This window comes from Natronorubrum amylolyticum (assembly GCF_052040145.1).
Lineage (GTDB): Archaea > Halobacteriota > Halobacteria > Halobacteriales > Natrialbaceae > Natronorubrum.
Window position 1 is genome coordinate 774,712 of record NZ_JBPPFW010000002.1, and the last position, 18,891, is coordinate 793,602.

Below are 18,891 nucleotides of genomic sequence, written 5' to 3' on the forward strand. Positions count from 1 at the left end.
GGCGCCGTCGGTTACGCCGATGGTGACGGTCAACCGTTCCTGGCCCTACTTTCGAGGACCGTCTCGACCATCTCGCGGTCTGGAATCGCGTGCTGGACGCCTTCGGTCTCGGTCGCCAGCGAGCCGGCGACGGTCGCAGCCTCGAGCGCTCGCTCGAGCTCTGCTCCCGCACCCACCAGCGCTGCGAGGTAGCCACAGAAGGCGTCGCCCGCACCGGTCGTGTCGACCGGTTCGACGACGGGCGGCGTGACCTGATATTCGACGGCACCGGTCGCGACGACATCGTCGGCACCCTGCGTTCGGACGACCGTCCCGTCGAACGCCGCGAGTTCCTCCTCGAGCGCCGCGTGCTCGGTTTCGTTGACCACGACGATATCGACGGCCGAACGCGAACAGAGCGGGCCGGCCCTCTCGGCCGGAGCCGGGTTGAAGACCACCGTCGGACGGGTGGGCTTGCCCTCGAGGCGCTCGAGCAGCCGATCCATCGCGACGACGGGAATCTCGTTCTGCAGGAGGAGTGCGTCCGCCGTCCGAACCCGCTCGACGTGGCGGTCGACGTACGCTCCGTCGACCGCGTCGTTCGCCCCGCCGACGATCGCGATCCACGACTCGCCGTCGTCGTCGACGAACACGTACGCTTTGCCCGTCTCGCGATCGGCGACGGCCGCCACGTGATCGACGTCGACGCCGCGGTCGGCGAGCGTCTCGAGCACGCCGAACTCGGCCTCGTCGGACCCGACGCAGCCGAAGAACGCGGCCTCGGCGCCGGCGCGGGCCGCCGCGACCGCCTGATTCGCACCCTTACCGCCGACGACGTTCTCGTAGCGTTCGGCCTCGAGGGTCGGCAGGTCGGGGCTGCCGTCGATCCGAACGGTCTCGCCGGCCGCCGGAAACCAGTCGTATCGTGTCTCGAGGTCGCGGATTCGGTCGGTCGGCAGATACCGGGTCCGGTCGACGTTGGCGCTGCCCAGACTCACGACGTCGGTCATTCGTGTCGTGGCTTCGATCGCGAGGGTATTAATCCGGTCGTCGGCCGACGCTCGGCTGTCCCGGTCGTCGACCGGTTTGCGAGTACCTCGAGCGCCGGCCCAGGCCGTGGCCCGTCCGCGTCAGTTCCGCGTCGCCTCCCGGTCGTCTTCGCGTCGCGGATGGACCGTCTCCCAGTCGTTGGGGAGGACCGGTCCCTCGAGCAGCGGATCGTCGGTCTCGACCATCCACTCGAGTAACTCGTCGCGGAGCCGGTCGCGAACGGCCTCGACGGCCGGGTCGTCGGGTTCGTCGTCCGCGAGGTTCTCCTGCTCGAGCGGGTCGGCCTCCAGATCGTACAGTTCCTCGTACGCTCGCTGCTCGCCGTAGTACTCCTCTTGGACCTCTCGTCCGGCGTCGCTGGCGTAGATATCTGTCGTCATGTAGACTGCGGGTAGGTGCCAGAAGTTCCGAATGTACTTCCAGCGCTCCGTGCGGATCGCCCGAATTGGGTTGTACCGATCGTGCCAGGTCATCCCGGCGAAGAGCCGGTTGCGCGACTCGTACGCGGATTCGCCGTCGCGTAGTAGCGGCGCGAAACTCCGGCCGGCGAGCCGGTCCGGATCGGCCACCGACGCCCCCGCGACCTCGAGCAGCGTCGCGAAGACGTCGACGTTGCTCACGAGGTCGTCGACGACCCGGCCGGACTCGAGGACGCCGGGCTGGCGCATCAGGAGGACGCCCTCGATGCCGGCGTCGAAGCAGGTCCCCTTCGCGCGCGGCATCGCCAGCCCGTGTTCAGTCGTGAAGACGAGGAGGGTGTCCTCGGCGAGGCCCGCCTCGTCGATGCTCTCGAGGATCGTCCCGACGCCGTCGTCGATCGCGCCGAGCATCCCCTGCATCTCGACGATATCCGACCGGATTCCGGGTCGGTCGGGGAGGAACTCGAGCGGTTCGACGTCGTCGGGATCGGGCGTCTCGTAGCGCTCGCCCTCGAAACCGAAGCCGCCGTTCTCCTCGACTCGGTGGAGTTCGAAGAAGCCGACGGAGGCGAAGAAGGGGTCGTCGTGGTCGCCCGTCTCGAGCATCTCGGCGACGTCGTCGGCGACGTCTCGCGCACGGGCCGTCTCGTGGACCGAGGGCGGAGCGTCTGCCGTCAACGGCTCGTCGCTGTGGATCTGATCGTAGCCGAGCCGATCCGGATACTCAGTGAGATGCTGGAGACCGAAAAGGTGAGTCTCGTAGCCGGCCTCGGCCAGCAGTTCGGGGAGCAGTCGCTCGTCGGGACCGAGCTCCCAGTTTCCGTGCGCCAGCCCGAGCATCCCGTTCTGGTGAGGGTGACGCCCGGTCTGCAGACTCGATCGGCTGGGCGAACACTGCGGAGCCGTCACGAAGTGGCGATCGAACCGGATGCCGTCGTCAGCGAGGGCATCGATGTTCGGCGTGTCGACGGCCGCACCGTAACAGCCCGCGTACGTCCCCAGATCGTGGCAGTGAACGAGAACGATGTTGGGTGAGACCATGGCCGTGGTGTATGGGAACGAGCCGAGTAAGCGTTCGGACTGCAACAGCCACGAGATCGGTTCTCGAGGGCGAATATCGAGGGTATGGACACATTCCAATATCCTGAACCACCTGCATACTCCGGGGCGCTGGCCTTCCCTCCGAGGGGCGGAACTGTACCAACCATGGCGGACGCTACTGAATCCGACGCGGCCTCGAGTAACGAGCGTGACTCGGAGTCACATTCCACCGTGCGGAACGTCGTTCTGGTCGTTCTCGACACCGCTCGAGCGAAAAGCAGCGGGCCGAAGACGAGCCCGACGCTGAACCGACTCGCGAACGAGGGAACCTCCTTCACCAACGCGTTCGCAACGGCACCCTGGACGCTTCCCTCTCACGCGTCGATGTTCACGGGCACCTACTCCTCCGAACACGGGACCCACGGCGGTCACACCTATCTCGACGAGGGGTTGCGCACCCTCGCCGAGTCCTTCGCCGACTCGGGCTACGAGACCATCGGCGTCTCGAACAACACCTGGATCACCGAAGAGTTCGGCTTCGATCGTGGCTTCGACGAACTCCGAAAGGGCTGGCAGTACATCCAGTCCGACGCGGACATGGGGGCCGTCGTCCGCGGCGAGGATCTCCGCGAGAAACTCGACGCGACCCGAAATCGACTCTTCGACGGGAATCCGGTGGTCAACGCCGCGAACATCCTCTACAGCGAACTGCTCCAGCCGGCCGGCGACGACGGCTCCGACCGGTCGACGACCTGGGTCGCGAACTGGCTCGCCGAGCGGGACGCCGACGATCCGTTCTTCCTGTTCTGTAATTTCATCGAACCCCACGTCGAGTACGACCCGCCGCGGGAGTACGCCGAACGATTCCTCCCCGAGGGCGCGAGCTACGAGGAGGCGGCCGCGATCAGACAGGACCCTCGCGCGTTCGACTGCGAGGACTACGAACTCACCGACCGCGACTTCGCACTCCTTCGCGGACTTTACCGGGCCGAACTCGCCTACGTCGACGACCAGCTCGGCGAACTGCGAACCGCACTCGAGGAGAGCGGCGAGTGGGAGGACACCCTCTTCGTCGTCTGTGGCGACCACGGCGAGCACATCGGCGAACACGGCTTCTTCGGCCACCAGTACAACCTCTACGACACCCTGATCAACGTCCCGCTCGTGTTCCACGGCGGCCCGTTCACCGACGGCGGCGAACGCGACGACCTCGTTCAGTTGCTCGACCTCCCAGCCACGCTGCTCGAGACCGCAGGCATCGACGACCCCGAACTGCTCGAGCAGGGCTCGAGTCGCTCGCTCCACCCCGATTCGACGGCGCCGCCGCGGGACGCCGTCTTCGCCGAGTACGTCGCCCCGCAGCCTTCGATCGAACGCCTCGAGGCCCGTTTCGGCGACATTCCGGACCGCGTCCGCGAGTACGACCGCCGGCTTCGCGCGGTTCGGACGCGGGAGTACAAGTACGTCCGCGGCGACGACGGCTTCGAGCGCCTCCACGACGTCGCAGCCGATCCGAACGAGCGCGACGATATCGCAGCCGAGGAGCCCGAACAGGTCCGAACGCTCCAGCGACGGCTCGAGGAGCAGTTCGAGCCGCTCGAGGACGCCGACACGACGGGTGCAGTGGAGATGCGCGAGGGAACCAAAGAGCGGCTGGCGGATCTGGGCTACCTCTGAGCGACCGCGGGAACGGCCACCTATCAAACCGATATCTGTGCACGCGGATCGACTTCCGTCTGCCGTCGATACGTGGCCTCATGTCCTCCGCCGCGCACACGACAACGCAATTTCCGACTCGAGCGGTCCACGACCGATCCGCCGGTCGGCTGACCGTCGTCGTCGACGCACTTCCGGCCTCCATTGACGACATTACGGTCACCGCGAGTTCGAGGCGCATTTACCTCCGAATCGAACACGAAGACACCACCTTCGAGCGGGCCGTCTCCCCGCCGGTCCGCCTGGAGGAGTTCACCGACGACCGCGAGGCCGTCTACAACAACGGCGTGCTCACCGTCACCGTCGGGACGGAACGACGACTCAGGCGCTGACGCGGCCCGTTCGGCCGAGTGGGTGTGCCTGCAACGAATTTTTGCCCGGGGATCCGATACACTCGAGCCACGAGTTTCGTCTTCCGTCTCGAATTCGACTACTCGAGAGAGCCATTACGCCACCCGATGACCACACACAACGCATCCGCCGACGCGAACGGCTTCGTTCGGTTCTTTCGCAACTACACGAAGACGTGGATTCACGCCGTCGCGACGGCCGGGTTGACCGCGTTCGGGACGCTGACCATCGTCCACAACTGGTTCGCCGCGCTCGCGATCGCATCCTATCTCGTCCCACCGATCGTGCTCTACCTCCGTCGCGGACGGGCGCGTCCGCGCGAGGAGCCGACGTCGGCCGCGGGCTCGAGCGACGGGAGCGGCCCCTCGAGCGGCGTCGAACGTGAGAACGGGACGCCCGCCGAGAGCGGCCAGTCGGGCGAGTCGGAGCCCGCCGGCGCTCGAGCGCCCGCCGAGGAAACGGCGACGACGAACACGTCCGCAGCGAACGCGCCGGGCGCCGCTGCAGACGCCTCGCCGAACGGGACATCCGGAAGGGAATCGAACGCAGCAGCCGAGCGGCGCTCCACGACAGGGACGGACGACGAGAGGGGCGGTGGGACGATGCTCGAGCACGCCGAAACTGCGGACGGTGAAGCCACCGAACCGGCGCAAAACGAAGACGACGAAGCAACGAGGAGTGATGATCGCAATGGCGACCGAACCGACGAGTCGACGGAAACCCAGCCCGAGTGGCACGCCGTCGACGCTCCCACGGATTCGACGCTGCGGGACGCGGTCGTCTCGAGCAGCGGCGGCTACGCGGTCGGCGACGGCGGCACGGTCCTCGCAGATGGAGAGAGCGACGAAAACGGTGGAAACGGCGACGAGAACGGATGGCGCGTCCTCCTCGAGGACGGCCCCGCCGCCGGCGCCAACGATCTCCGGGGGGTCGACGCGACGAGCGACGGCGGCGCGGTCTGGGTCGCGGGCGACAGCGGCTCGCTCGGCAGAATCGACGCCGAAACCGGCCGCCACGTGGACTACACGGCCCCAGAGGACATCACGGACAACTGGCTGGGCGTCGCCGTCGCCGGCGAGAGCGGCGACGAGACGGTCCTCTTGATCAACGGCTCCGGAGCCGTCCTCCGCGGGCGATACCGCGACGACGCCCTCGAGTGGACCGGCCCCGAGAAACCCGGCAGCGGCTCGAGTCTGAGTGGCGTCGCCCTGCTCGAAAACGGCGTCGGCTACTGCTGTGACACCAACGACGGTGTCTTCGAGACCACCGACGGCGGCGAGTCGTTCGAGCGGGTGGGACTCGAGGGAGCCGACGGAACGCTCACCGACGTCGCGACGACTGGGGAGGGCGAGTGCCTGGTGGCCGCGGACGACGGCGTCGTCCACCGCTACGACGGCCCGACGTGGACGCCCGAGCGCGTCGCCGATCAGGCACTGTCGGGAATCACCCGCCACGACGAACGCGTCGCGGTCTGCACCGACGGTGCGGTGTCCGAACGCGACGGACCGACCGGCGACTGGGAGCGGTTCGACGTCGACGCGTCCGGCCCGCTGCTGAGCGTCTCGATCGACGGCGATCGAGGGGTCGCGGTCGGCGAGAGCGGGGCGCTGCTCGAGCGAAGCTGACGAGCGCCGCGACCACCGTTATGGTACTCGGCGGCGGAGCGTTCGTGTGGCGAGTGATCAGGAATCGGCGCGCGATCGCTGTCGCCTCTGTGACACGGTGTGTTCGGAATCCACCGACGAGTCGGCGTCGGAGGCGGCTGTAGATTCGGATTCCGAGCCAACCGTCGATCCGAATCCGGAGCCGGAGTCCGACGGCCCGTTCTGCTCGAGCGGCTGTCGCGAGGTCGCCGCGGAACTCGGCTGCCCCGACGGCGACGATCGCAGTGCCGAGGTGGACTCGGCCGAGAGCGGGAGCGACACCGCGGAGACGGCGTCCGAGGAGCACGTGCGCACGTTCTTCCGGGTCGACGGCATGTACTCGACGCTCTGTGAGTCCTACCTCGAGTCGATCGCCGAGCGGTGTGCGGGCGTCTCGGACGCGGCGGCGAGTTACGTCACGGAGACGGTGCAGGTCGATCACGATCCCGAACGGGTGTCGGCGGCGGCTCTCGAGGACGCCCTGAGCAGAACGGGGTACACGGCGTACCGTCGCGAGGAGGCCGCGGGTGAGGACGCCGAGTCCGCTGTTTCCGGGGGACGGAGCGACGACACGAGCACCACCCGCCGATCGCGCGAGATGCGGGGGATGCGCAAGCGACGCTCGGAGGACGTCCTCGAGATTCGCTACATCGTCGGGATCGTCTTCGGTTCGTTCCTGCTGGTGCCGTACGTGACGGTGTTCTACCCCGTCTATCTCTCCCGGTACACGGAGTACTGGCTGTTCGCACAGTACGGCGAAACGTTCGCGAGTTTCGACGGAATGCTGTTCCTGCCGGTCTTCTTCGTGCTGACCGCCGCCGTCCTCTACCTGACCGGAATGCCGTTGCTTCGCGGCGCGTACGTGAGCCTGAAACTTCGCCAGCCGAGCACGCAGCTGCTCGCGGCGCTGACGATCGTTGCAGCCTTCTGCTACGGGACGCTTTCGTTCTTCCTCGGGCGACCCGAGGTCTACTACGACTTGACGATTCTCGTCGCGGCGACGGTGATGGCCGCCGTCTTCTACGAGGAGACCGTCAAACGCGCGGCGCTGAACCGACTCACCGATCTCACGGTCTCGCAGGTCGATACGGCCCGCATCCTCGAGGCCGACGGGACGACGCGAGCGATTCCGGTGGCGGACGTCGCGGCAGACGACCGCCTGCTCGTCCGCGCCGGCGAACGGATCCCGGTCGACGGCCGCGTCGCCGAGGGCGAGTGTACCGTCGACGAGGCGGTCGTCACCGGCGAGTCGCTCCCCATCTCGAAAACCGCGGGCGACCCGGTGATCGGCGGCTCGGTTGTGACGGGCGACGCCGCGGTCGTCGACGTCGGCGACCAAACCGCGAGCAGCATCGAGCGGCTGACCCGAACCGTCTGGAACCTCCAGAGTGCAGACCACGGCGTCCAGCGCCGGGCCGACGGCCTCGCCGGGATCGCCCTCCCGCTCGTCGCCGGCGCTGCGGTCGTCGTCGGTCTCGCAGCCGTCCTGCTGGGTTCGAGTCCGCCCACCGTCGCGTCGGCCGTCCTCGTCACCGTCGTCGTCGCGAGTCCGTGGGCGCTCGCGCTCGCGACGCCCTGTTCGATCGCCTCGAGCATCCGCGACGCCCTCGAGTCCGGCATCGTCGTCTTCGACGAGAGCGTCTTCGAACGACTGCGCGAGATCGACTGCGTCGTCTTCGACAAGACGGGCACGCTCACGACCGGCGAGATGACGGTGCTCGAGGCCGAGGGCCCGGACGAGCTGTTACGGGCCGCCGGGACGCTCGAGCGACGCGCAGCCCATCCGGCTGCAGCGGCCATCGCGGACGCCTTTGCAGACGGGATCGGCGGGAACGGGGACGAGCAGGCACGAACGGACGGCGGGAACGAGCGAGCGCGATCGGACGGCGGGATCGCCGACGAGGGAACGAGTGAGACGGGTGACGGACCGGAAGCAAAATCGGTGCGGGAGTTCCAGCGCCACGCGACCGGCGTCGAGGGAGTCGTCGACGGCCAACAGCTGGTCGTCGGCCACCCCGACTTCGTTCGGGGTGCGGGGGTCGAGTTCGAGGACCGCCTCGAGCGCCGAATCGACGACGTGCGAGCGGACGGCCACCTCCCCGTGATCGTCGGTCGGGACGGACGCGCGGAGGGACTCGTCGTCGTGGGTGACGAGCCGCGAGCGGAGTGGGGGGACGTGGTGACCGCGCTCGCCGACCGCGGCGTCGACGTCGTGGTGCTTACGGGAGACGACGAGTCGGCGACGGGCCGCTTTCGAGCGCACTCCGGGGTGAGTCGCGTCTTCTCGAGCGTCCCGCCCGCGGGAAAGACGGCCGCAATCCGGCGACTGCGCGAAGAGGGCTGCGTCGCGATGGTCGGCGACGGAACGAACGACGCGCCCGCGCTCGCCGCGGCGGATCTGGGACTCTCGCTCGGCGGCGGGACGGCGCTGGCCGCCGACGCGGCCGACCTCGCGATCGTCGAGGACGACCTCGCCGCGGTCGAACGAGCCTTCGCGCTGGCTCGCGGCGCTCGCAGACGCGTGGTGCAAAATCTCGGGCTGGCGCTCGCCTACAACGCGGTCGTGATCCCCGTCGCGCTGGCGGGGCTGTTGAGTCCGGTGGTGACGACCCTCGCGTTGGTGCTTAGCGGGTCGTTGATCGTCGGGAACTCCGCGAGAGGGCTGCTCGAGGAGTAACCCGCGCTGGTCGGTTCGAGGCGACTCGATTCGGGTCGACCGAGCTATTGTCGCTCAATCATCGGCTGCGAAACGCTCAGTCGAAGGGGTAGAGTTATCGGAGGAAGCACCCCGTCCCCCCGGGTTACTGACAAAAACGGCTTGCCGAATATCGAGCATGAGTGCAGCAGTTGATTATCGCTGATTTCACGCCGTTACATGTGAACCAACACGTTCGTCGGGCGGGGTGATAGTCGTTTCAGCAGCGAAATTTGCTGAAATTCTGGTAGAAGTCCAATTCACCTTCATCGTATCTCAGTTTCATCCTCGGACACGTTACGTTGATGTCGATGTCATCAGATACGGCGGTAGTTATCGTTCCGCGGGCAGTGCGATTGCTAACGATACCGTGTACATCGAAAGACCCGTCTCTTAGTGGCGGTTCTATTCGAAGGTTCCCTTGGCTTTCTCCATCCACAGTTTGGGACTCCCACTCACCAAGTCCGCCATCCGTTTCGACAGCAATATGGAATACGTGGGATTCGGTAGTCCGGTTATCGAATTCGATAAAGATCTCCTCAACAGGCTTGTCACTGTTGGAAAGGAGAGACAAACAGCCGCTAAGGGTAATCGCACCCACGCCAACAGTTGCCGATACTAATCGTCTCCGTTTCATCTGCGCCGTTTTTTGGCTCTGTACACACATATTTCATCGGGTTGTCCTCCGAACGATACGCTACGTCTCTCCCCCATATCGACCAAGTATTACAGCCTCAGTCAAACCAGTCCCTCGTACAACATTCACGCTGTGAATGTAGCATGATTCGCCGGACATCAGTTGAAACTGGCAGGAACCAACGGTATGTCCGCCTAGCGAGCACCTCGAGCGATTCAGGTACAACCCTCAATACCCACAGCGTCGAAGGGACACCCGAAATGCCTTCGTTCGACCCGAACACCGCGGCCGCTCGAGGCGACCTCCCATGACCCGCGTCCTCGTCGCGTTCGGCTCGAGCGAGGGCCAGACGGCGACGATCGCCGAGCGCGTGGGTGACATCCTCGAGTCCGAGGGCCACGAGCCAGTACTGGTCCACCTGAAACATCCCCCGACGGGGCTCGACGTGGCTACGTACGACGGCGTGATCGTCGGCGCGTCGATCCACGCCGGCTCCCATCAGAGGTACGTCACCGAGTTCGTTCGCGAGCACCGCGAGGCGCTGACCCGACTCCCGTCGGCCTTTTTCTCGGTGAGTCTGACGGCGGCGCACACGGATCCGGTCGAGCGCGAGCCGGCGCGAGAGTTACTCGAGGCGTTTCTCGAGGAGACGGACTGGGAGCCGGACGCGACGCTCACCGTGGCGGGAGCGATCAAGTACAGCGAGTACGGGCTGGTAAAACGGTTCGTGATGCGCCGGATTGCACGGAAGGCGAGCGGCGATACCGACACGTCACGGGACTACGAGTACACGGACTGGGACGAAGTCGAAGCGTTCGCACTCGAGTTCTCGTCAGTAATATCGGTCGATTAGAGCGCCTGTGATTGAATCGATTCAGGGGAGTTCGAGCGTCCTGCTGCCGCTGGCAGCGATGAGGGCCACGTCCTCCCCAGCCGATTTCTGCTCGCGGGCCTTCGGCCCGCTCGCATGGTTCGCGGAACCGACGGTTCCGCGCTAACGCTCGTTCGTTTCACTCACTCGCTCATCCACAGGAAGACGCTTCGCGTCTTCCACGCAGTCGCTCGTATTACTCGCGACGACCTCGCACGGCTACGAACCGCGCCTCACTACCCGTTCGTCGCGGTTCGGCGCGCGCCACCGCACGTTGATCGATCGGCCCGGCGTGGCACGTGGGAAGTTCTCCTCGCCAGACGAATTTACACAAGACCGAGCGATAGCACGACCAAGAACGCCGCGAACAGCAGACAGAGAGCGGTGCCCGCGGCCAGTGTCACGTTCTCCTTTGCCTTCTCGTGGATCGGCATCTCGGCGTACTCCTCGCGGAACGCCTCGAGGTTCTCCCGATCGTAGAAGTACTTGGTATCGAACGCGAACCGCTCGGTCACGGCACAGCCGGTACAGACCGGTTCGCCAACGAGTCGCTCCGTCTCGATGTGGTCGTCGCAGTTGATGCTCCCGCAGTTGGTGCAGTAGGTGTAGGTTTCGTTCGCGCCGTCAGCGCCGCAGTGGACGCACTGGCGGAACTCGTTCGTCGTGGTCGCCCTCGAGGGCCCCGCGGCGTAGTGGCCGTACCGATACTCGTACTCGCCCAGCGAGACGCGCGAGCGAACGTGCGGGACGTAGACCGGATCGATCGACCAGATCGAAATGTCCGACGGTCGCGGCGTACAGGTCTTCTCGTAGTCGACGTTGTTGCCGCCGGTGTACTGGACCGTCGTGGTGTGGACCTGCTGGAGCCGATCGATCGCCCACTGCTTGTAGGTCGTCTCGGTCCGGCCGAACCGGCGCCGTTCGACGGCGTCGAATGTTTCCTCGAGATTTCGATCCTCGAGATCGATTCGGGGGGCCGACGGGTTCGCGACCAGCTGCTTGACGTCGCCGGTCTCGATCCGCGGCGTGTCGCCCTCCGCGCGGATCACGAGGTCGTCGGACTCGTCGACCTGGTGGACGACGCCGACGCTCGTCTCGAACGTCGCGTTCGTTCTCGTGTGGACGGTCACCATCGGCTCGAGCGAGACGGTCGTCTCCGGCGTTGGGATCATCGCGGGCTCGAGATTCTCGATCTCGCGGGACGCTTCGAAGACGGGCGCGTCCCGCCCGCAGGTCGGGTTGGTCGGCCGGAGAGCCTCCTCACAGAGGATCTCGATCCGGCCGTTATAGAGATCCATGCCGATCTCCTCGCCGATCTCCCGAAGGTCCGCGCCGTCGAGCAGTTCCACCCCGCCGTCCCGTCTGGCGCCGAGGTCCTGGGCGTACTCTCGGGCGGGAGCGGTGAAGCGTCCAGTCGTCACCACCATCCCCCGGACGGGCCCGTCGTAGTCGTACGTCGCGACCGTAGAGTGGAGCTTCTGGATGACCGGACGGCTGACGGTCTCCGTGTGTTTGCACTCGACGACGACCGCGCGTCGGCTCCCGTCGACGACCTCCTCCATCAGAATGTCTCGCCCCTCGTCGGCCGTCCGCCTCGATTGGCGGACGTTCTCGTAGCCTAAGTGCCGGAATACGTCCTCCATGAGGTCCTCGAACTCGTAGCCCGAGAGATCGTCGAGTATCGCCATCGCGTTCACGGAACCTAGACAGTCAGGGAACCATAGCGTTTCGGGTCGACTATCGAATCCGATTACCGGGGCCGAGAATCGGCAGCCGTTGCCGACCCTGAAACGTCTTTGATGGCATCCGTGGTCGCAGACCTATGACGACCGACCCGGACGATCTCGACCTGAGCGGCGCCGAGGAGCAGGCCCTCCACGAACTCCAGTTAGGCATCGAGCACATCCACCGGGCGTACGGCACCCTCCTCGAGTTCCACCACGATCTCGGGCACGCGATGGATCGGATGAGCGACGCCGAAGACGCTCTCCGCGAGGCCGGCCACGACAAGTGGGCGGACGACCTCCGCGACGAGCACCTCCCCGCAGGGGCGATCAGCGACCAGTGGACGTTCGAACTCGTCGAGGAGTTCTCGACCGAGTTCCTCGATGAGGTCGACGACTTCGAAGCCGCGGTCAGGGATGAACTGGCCGACGGACTCGATCACGTAACCGAGCGCCGCCAGAAGCGACGGTTGCGCGAGCGCGCGACGGACGAGCAGTAACGGCCGGCGAAAATCTAAGCGTTCGATACAATTATTTGATGGGACGCCCGATAGTTGATCGAATGGGGGATTCGGAAATAGCGATGGCTGGGGACGCCGCCTGGCCAAGATGGCCATGAACCGAACACGACGAACGATCGTTGCGACCATCGGCGGCTCGGTCGGCGTGCTCACTGCGGGGACGCTCGCGGCCTCGTACTGGTCCAGCGACGGCCCCAACGAGACGGCAGTCGACGGCGACGACCCGGTCCTCGAGTTGACCGACGATGGGGTCGAGGGCCACGGCAACCTGTTCGACGGCGAGGTCCAGCGGCCGCCAGTCACGTTCGACGTCGTGAACGGGCGTTCCGAACCCGTCTCAGTCACGCTCGCCGCCGACACCTTTCGACTGAACGCAACGAACGCCACGACGACCGACGACGGCCGACTCGTCGTCGGAGACGGCTCGAGCGACCGACTCCAGCCCGGTGGTCGACTCGCGAACGTGGTCGTCGAACTGACGTCGGACGCCGCCAAGCGAGCGAGAGAGCGGACGATCACGGAGTCGCTCGCGATCACTGTCGACGGCGAGGAATCGAGCGAAACAGGCCCGGAACTCACCCTCGAGCGACCCGGATTCGTCGTCGAGGAGGCGACGCTGGCGCTGCGTCGAGTCGACGACGACACCGTCGAACACCGATGGGCCCTATCGAATCTCGACACCGGGGGCGTCGCCCTCGAGGCGCTTCGGTTCGACTACGCCGACCTCGAGTCGAGTTCGCCGCGCCGATTCGACAACGCGGAGTCGCTGTCGACGACCGTCGTGGTCGACGGCGCCGAACGCGAGGCCGAGATCGAACGCCGGACGGCGGATCGGACCGACGTCGCGCTCGCGGAGCCGCTCGAGACCAACGACGCGTCGGTCGAACTCCTACTCGCGAAATCGGAATCCGAATCGAAGTCATCGACGAATCAACCGCCGGATGGGGAGCCAGGAACGCAGAGCGGGGCGACGCTCGAGTTCGTCGGCGACGGGTACAGCGGGCGCGTCGAAGGCGTCTGGAACGACTCCTGAAATCGAGTCGTCGAAAAGCGGCTACAGTTCGTCGATAATCTCGTCGGCGAACGTCGCCATCGCTTCCTCCCGATCCTCGTTCTGGATCCCGACAATTGCGTGGTCGAGGCCGTACGCCTCGAGCCGTCGGAAGTAGTCGCGAAACCACTCGACCCCCGCGTGAAAGCCCAGGTGTAGCGGTTCGGGCTCGGCCGTCGGCTCGTCGGCCAGCTCGACCCGGACGGCGATCGCGAACGGCTTCTCGTCCGTCAGTTCCCGCCAGTCCGCGAGGTAGCTCTCGAGCGTGCGTTCGGGGAGGTGGTAGAACAGCCAGCCGTCGCCGTGCTCGGCGATCCACTCGTTGGATTGCCGCGAGTTGCCGGTCGGGAGGAGCGGGATCGTCTCCTCGACGGGGTTTGGCACCACCTCGAGGTCGCCCTCGAGTCGCCCCCACTCGCCCTCGATAGTCGGGTACGCCTCGCGCCAGACGGTTCGGATCGCCTCGTATCGCTCGCGAAACGCCCGGCCGCGCTCCTCGCGGTCGACGTCGAACGCGGGGTACTCGGGGTCGCGGTCGCCGGAGGCGACGCCCATCACGAGTCGGCCGTCCGATAGTCGGTCGACGGTGGCCGCGGATTTCGCCACGTGGATCGGGTGGCGAAGCGTGAGGACGACGCTCGAGGTCCCCAGCGCGATTTCGTCGGTGTGGGCGGCGACGTGGGAGAGCCACGGCCAGGTGTCGAACGTCTGGCCAGCGTCGCCGAACTTCGGCCAGTAGGTCGGGACGTCGCGCGCCCAGAGGCCGTCGAAGCCGACGGCTTCCGCGTGTTTCGCGAGCCGAATCTCTTCGGTAACGTCCGGCGTCGAGCGGTTCGCCCCCGTGAGCGGAAAGCCCGCGCCGAAGGTCAGCCCGTCGCGATCGAACAGTCGTCGGTAGCCCTCGTTTTCGTGTCCGCGGATCGGCATTCGCTCGAGCTATCGGCTCCGGCGGGATGTCGGTACCGGTTCGAACGAGACACCAGTTCGCGTGTGACCGCCGCGATTCAGATATCGACGGCGAACGGTGCGAACTCCTCGGCGTCGCTCGCGAACGCGCCGAGGAGGGCCGCGATCTCCTCGAGATCGTTGGTGTCGATCAGCTCCACGGGGGTGTGCATGTACCGGTTAGGGACGCTGACGACCTGTGAGGGGATCCCGCCGGCCGCGGTGAAGAAGCCGTCGGCGTCGGTGCCCGTGCCGAGTCCGAGCGCTTCGACCTGCACGTCGATCTCCCGGTCGTCGGCGACCGACCGCAGCGCCTCGAAGAGCACCGGGTGGTTCGTACTCCCGCGTCCCAGCGCCGGCCCCTCGCCGAGTTCCATCTGACTCGTCTTCTCTTTCGGTGCCGAGGGGTAGTCGACTGCGTGACCGACGTCGACGACGACGACGGCGTCGGGCTCCAAGTCGAAACCGACCATCTGCGCCCCCTTGACACCGACTTCCTCCTGGACGGTCGAGACGGCGTAGACGGTCGCTTCGGTGCCGGCTTCGACGGCCGCTCGAAAGCCTTCGGCGGCAGCCCACGTCCCGACGCGGTTGTCGAGTCCGCGGGCGGCCAGCCGCGTCTCGGAGAGCCAGGAGACCGTCGAGGAGAACGTGATCGGATCCCCGATCTCGAGGCGCTCGCTCGCCTCGTCCTCGTCTTCGGCCCCGATATCGATCCAGAGGTCCGAGATTTCGGGGCCATCGCCGTCCTCCTCCCGGAGGTGAATCGCATTCTGCCCGATCACGCCCTCGACAGGACCGTCCGCGGCGTGGATCGTCACGTGCTGGCCCTGCGAGACCGACGGATCGCTGCCGCCGATGCGGCCCGGCCTGACGAACCCGTCGTCGTCGATCGATCTGACGATGAAGCCGATCTCGTCGGCGTGGCCGGTGAGGACAACCTCGGGTGCGTCGGGGTCGCCCTCGTGGACGGCGATAGCGTTCCCGTAGGCGTCCGTCCGCACGTCGTCCGCGAACCGTTCGACGTAGTCCAGCCAGATGCGCTGGCCCCGAGTTTCGTAGCCCGACGGCGAGGGCGTCTCGAGCAGTTCGACGAGAAAGTCACGCGACTGAGAGTCCATACTCGAACCGTACGGACAGGGGGTTGAATAGCTTGGGCCGTGCGATCAGTGTAGCTGCACACGTACCTTTTTGCGCCTCGGGATTCCTCGCTGCGCTCGGAACCGCTCGGCGCAAAAATCTACGCTAAAAAGGCCGCCGTCCCGGGCTTCGCCCGCTCCGGCGGTGAACCGCTCGCTTCGCTCGCGGAGATGAGGCGCGCTCACTGCTTCACCTTTGGCGATCGCACGCAAACGGGACTCATCGGTCGACGAGGGGTCGAGCGAAGCGAAAAAATCGAAACGGAAACTCGTCGGCGAGCGATCCGATCAGTCGTCTGCGGGCGTCGCGCCGCTGCCGCCTTCGGCCTGGTCTTTCGTCCAGGAGAGCTTGCCACCGGCCGCGAGGATTGCGCGCTCGCGTTCGGAGGCATCGAGCGTCGCGGTGTACTCGTCGCCGTTGACGAGGACCGTGAACTCCTCCTGACCGCTGGTGACGGCCTCGTAGACGTCGTCGTCGATCTCGATCTCGTCGCCCTGATCGATCGCGTCGTAGGTGTCCTCGTCGATCGTCAGCGGGACGATCCCGAAGTTGAAGAGGTTCGCGCGGTGGATCCGAGCGAAGCTCTGTGCGAGGACGCCCTCGATGCCCAGATACATCGGACAGAGGGCGGCGTGCTCGCGCGAGGAGCCCTGGCCGTAGTTCTCGCCGGCGACGAGGAAGCCGCCGTCGGCGTCCAGTGCGCGCTGTGCGAAGGTGTCGTCGACGCGTGAGAGGGTGAACTCGCTCAGTTTGGGGACGTTCGACCGGTACATCAGGATGTCCTGAGTCGCCGGGATGATGTGGTCGGTCGTGATGTTGTCCTCCATCTTGAGCAGGGCCTCACCGGAGATATCCGATCCGAGCTGGTCTTTCAGCGGCACGTCGCCGATGTTCGGACCCTTGATGAGTTCGTCGTCGACGGCCTCATCGGGGGCGATGAGGTCCGTCTTGGAGCCGTTGTACTCGTCGGGAAGCTCGACGCCAGGGGCCTCGAGGTCGCCGAGTTCGTCGGCGAGGTTCCGTGGGTCGATGATCTCGCCCTTGAGTGCGGCTGCGGCCGCGACCTCCGGCGAACAGAGGTAGACGTTGTCGTCTTCGATCCCGGAGCGACCCTCGAAGTTGCGGTTGAAGGTTCGCAGCGAGACGGAGTCCGAAGCCGGAACGTGACCGATGCCGATACAGGCACCGCAGGTGGCCTCGGAGAAGTTGACGCCGGCGGCCATCATCTCCGCGACCCAGCCCTCGCGGGCGAGCATCTCGGAGGCCTGCTTGGAGCCGGGCGCGACGATCGTCTCGGTCTCCATCGAGGTCTCGCGACCTTCGAGCATCTTGGCGACGGGGAGGATGTCCTCGTAGCCGCCGTTCGTACAGGAGCCGACGATGACCTGCTCGACGGATTCGCCTTCGACTTCGCTGACGGGAACGACCTTGTCGGGCATCGAGGGCTGTGCGATCAGCGGCTCGAGGTCCGAAAGGTCGACGACGATCTCGTCGTCGTACTCGGCGTCGTCGTCGGGCTGGAGCTCGACGTACTCGTCGCCGCGATTGACGCGCTCGAGGTAATCTTTCGTCTGCTCGTCGGTTGGGAAGATCGACGTCGTCGCGCCGAGTTCGGTTCCCATGTTGGTGATCGTCATCCGCTCGGGAGCGGTGAGCGACTCGACGCCGGGGCCGGTGTACTCGAGGATCTTGCCGACGCCGCCTTTGACGCTCAGGCGTCGCAGCATCTCCAAGATGACGTCTTTCGCGGTGGCCCACTCGGGGAGTTCGCCCTCGAGACGGACGCTGACGATCTCTGGCATCTCGATGTAGTACGGTGCGCCGCCCATGGCGACGGTGACGTCGATTCCGCCGGAGCCGATGGCGAGTTCGCCGATTCCGCCGGGGGTCGGCGTGTGGCTGTCGGAGCCGAGCAGCGTCTTGCCGGGCGCAGCGAAGTTCTCGCGGTGAACGTTGTGACAGATACCGTTACCGGGGCGAGAGAAATGAGCGCCGTAGGTGCCGGCCGCAGAGCGGAGGAAACGGTGATCGTCGGTGTTCTTAAAGTCGAACTGGTAGGTCTGGTGGTCGCAGTACTGGGCTGCGATCTCGGTCTGTACCTCGTCCAGTCCCATCGCTTCGAACTGGAGCCAGACCATCGTTCCGGTCGTGTCTTGGGTAAGTACCTGGTCGATCTCGATCCCGATCTCCTCGCCGGTCTCGAGTTCACCCTCGACGAGGTGGTCGTCGAGAATCTTCTCGGTGAGAGTTTGTCCCATAGCACCCAGAACTCGGCTTTCCGTCGTGATAAATCCAGCGTGTTTTGGCGAAGCGTCGTCCGTTTTCGGGCCAGGAAACAGCTACTCTTCGAGTAAATGTTACCACGCGAGTGGACGTTCGTCCGGGGGATTCCGTTTCGACGATACTAACGTTCCAATACCGACGATTTTCGCCGGCTCTTGGATGTCACGCGTTCGAGTCGCCGTTCGGTCGAGTCGTTCCTACTCGTGTTCGATCGATTCGCTCGAGTCCCGACAGCCGGCTCGAGCGCAGTCCCACGCTCGGTTGCACAGCCGGCCTGTGTATCTCGTCCCCTGCTCCCGAACGGATACGCTTTTCTCGGTTCCGTGGCGTTGTCAGCACATGTTCCGCTCCGGTGCATTCGTCGCCGACCATATCTCGCCGACGTCCGACGATCAGATTCAGCCCAACGGCGTCGACCTGACGCTCGATGTCGTCTTCGAACAGCTCGAACCGGGTCGCATCGGCCGGGACGGCAAAGAGGTCGGCGATCGCATCGCCCGTCCACTCGAGGAACTCGAGAAGAAAGATCCCGACACCTACTATCTGCCGGAGGGTGCCTACGTCGCCCGCTACGGCGAGCGAATCGCGATCCCCGAGGACCACATCGGCTTCGTCTACCCCCGCTCGTCGCTGATGCGTAACTCGTGTATGCTGAACACCGCCGTCTGGGACGCCGGCTACGAAGGCCGCGGCGAGGGCCTGTTGCAGGTCCACCACGACGTCGAGATCGAACGCGGCGCCCGGATCGCCCAGCTCGTCTTCGCCGAAGCGAACCACGAGGACGTCTACGACGGCAGCTATCAGCGCGAGAACCTCGAGTAGGCG

At 65.9% G+C, this 18,891-nt stretch carries 14 protein-coding genes; 8 read left to right on the forward strand and 6 right to left on the reverse strand.

Features of this window, described 5'->3' with window-relative positions:
* Positions 1 to 29 precede the first annotated feature (29 nt).
* Entirely contained in the window at positions 30 to 989 is a 960-nt protein-coding gene (locus ACSFDB_RS10035; protein ID WP_440770851.1) for a PfkB family carbohydrate kinase, read from the reverse strand.
* Positions 990 to 1,109: 120 nt separating this feature from the next.
* Positions 1,110 to 2,489, reverse strand: coding sequence for a sulfatase family protein (locus ACSFDB_RS10040; protein ID WP_440770852.1), 1,380 nt, complete (start codon positions 2,487 to 2,489; stop codon positions 1,110 to 1,112).
* Positions 2,490 to 2,654: 165 nt separating this feature from the next.
* Here ACSFDB_RS10040 and ACSFDB_RS10045 point away from each other — a divergent pair, with 165 nt between their 5' ends.
* The 5 genes from ACSFDB_RS10045 (at position 2,655) to ACSFDB_RS10065 (ending at position 10,384) form a co-directional block, all read left to right on the forward strand.
* On the forward strand, positions 2,655 to 4,166 hold the full coding sequence (locus tag ACSFDB_RS10045) for a sulfatase family protein (RefSeq protein WP_440770853.1): 1,512 nt from the start codon (positions 2,655 to 2,657) through the stop codon (positions 4,164 to 4,166).
* Positions 4,167 to 4,246: 80 nt separating this feature from the next.
* Entirely contained in the window at positions 4,247 to 4,537 is a 291-nt protein-coding gene (locus ACSFDB_RS10050) for an Hsp20/alpha crystallin family protein (protein WP_440770854.1), read from the forward strand.
* A gap of 126 nt (positions 4,538 to 4,663) precedes the next feature.
* On the forward strand, positions 4,664 to 6,181 hold the full coding sequence (locus tag ACSFDB_RS10055; RefSeq protein ID WP_440770855.1) for a WD40/YVTN/BNR-like repeat-containing protein: 1,518 nt from the start codon (positions 4,664 to 4,666) through the stop codon (positions 6,179 to 6,181).
* A 46-nt stretch (positions 6,182 to 6,227) separates the two neighbouring features.
* Positions 6,228 to 8,876 (forward strand): heavy metal translocating P-type ATPase, encoded by a 2,649-nt coding sequence (locus tag ACSFDB_RS10060; protein ID WP_440770856.1) that lies wholly within the window; start codon positions 6,228 to 6,230, stop codon positions 8,874 to 8,876.
* A 962-nt stretch (positions 8,877 to 9,838) separates the two neighbouring features.
* Complete coding sequence (locus ACSFDB_RS10065) at positions 9,839 to 10,384, forward strand: flavodoxin domain-containing protein (RefSeq protein ID WP_440770857.1); 546 nt, start codon at positions 9,839 to 9,841, stop codon at positions 10,382 to 10,384.
* Between the two features lie 344 nt (positions 10,385 to 10,728).
* On the opposite strand, the gene ACSFDB_RS10070 is transcribed toward ACSFDB_RS10065, so the two are convergent.
* Positions 10,729 to 12,090, reverse strand: a complete 1,362-nt coding sequence (locus ACSFDB_RS10070; RefSeq protein WP_440770858.1) for a restriction endonuclease — start codon at positions 12,088 to 12,090, stop codon at positions 10,729 to 10,731.
* A gap of 134 nt (positions 12,091 to 12,224) precedes the next feature.
* On the opposite strand from ACSFDB_RS10070, the gene ACSFDB_RS10075 reads away from it, so the two are divergent.
* Both ACSFDB_RS10075 and ACSFDB_RS10080 read left to right on the forward strand, forming a co-directional pair.
* Positions 12,225 to 12,626, forward strand: a complete 402-nt coding sequence (locus tag ACSFDB_RS10075; RefSeq protein WP_440770859.1) for a BAR domain-containing protein — start codon at positions 12,225 to 12,227, stop codon at positions 12,624 to 12,626.
* A 115-nt stretch (positions 12,627 to 12,741) separates the two neighbouring features.
* On the forward strand, positions 12,742 to 13,680 hold the full coding sequence (locus ACSFDB_RS10080; RefSeq protein WP_440770860.1) for a hypothetical protein: 939 nt from the start codon (positions 12,742 to 12,744) through the stop codon (positions 13,678 to 13,680).
* Positions 13,681 to 13,701: 21 nt separating this feature from the next.
* Here the strand turns inward: ACSFDB_RS10080 and ACSFDB_RS10085 are convergent, their stop codons facing one another.
* From ACSFDB_RS10085 to ACSFDB_RS10095, 3 genes are all read right to left on the reverse strand, one after another.
* Positions 13,702 to 14,625, reverse strand: a complete 924-nt coding sequence (locus ACSFDB_RS10085; RefSeq protein ID WP_440770861.1) for an LLM class oxidoreductase — start codon at positions 14,623 to 14,625, stop codon at positions 13,702 to 13,704.
* 77 nt (positions 14,626 to 14,702) lie between these two features.
* Positions 14,703 to 15,764 (reverse strand): zinc-binding metallopeptidase family protein, encoded by a 1,062-nt coding sequence (locus ACSFDB_RS10090; RefSeq protein WP_440770862.1) that lies wholly within the window; start codon positions 15,762 to 15,764, stop codon positions 14,703 to 14,705.
* A 306-nt stretch (positions 15,765 to 16,070) separates the two neighbouring features.
* On the reverse strand, positions 16,071 to 18,041 hold the full coding sequence (locus ACSFDB_RS10095) for an aconitate hydratase (protein WP_440770863.1): 1,971 nt from the start codon (positions 18,039 to 18,041) through the stop codon (positions 16,071 to 16,073).
* 364 nt (positions 18,042 to 18,405) lie between these two features.
* Here ACSFDB_RS10095 and ACSFDB_RS10100 point away from each other — a divergent pair, with 364 nt between their 5' ends.
* Positions 18,406 to 18,888, forward strand: coding sequence for a deoxyuridine 5'-triphosphate nucleotidohydrolase (locus ACSFDB_RS10100; RefSeq protein WP_440770864.1), 483 nt, complete (start codon positions 18,406 to 18,408; stop codon positions 18,886 to 18,888).
* Positions 18,889 to 18,891: the final 3 nt, after the last annotated feature.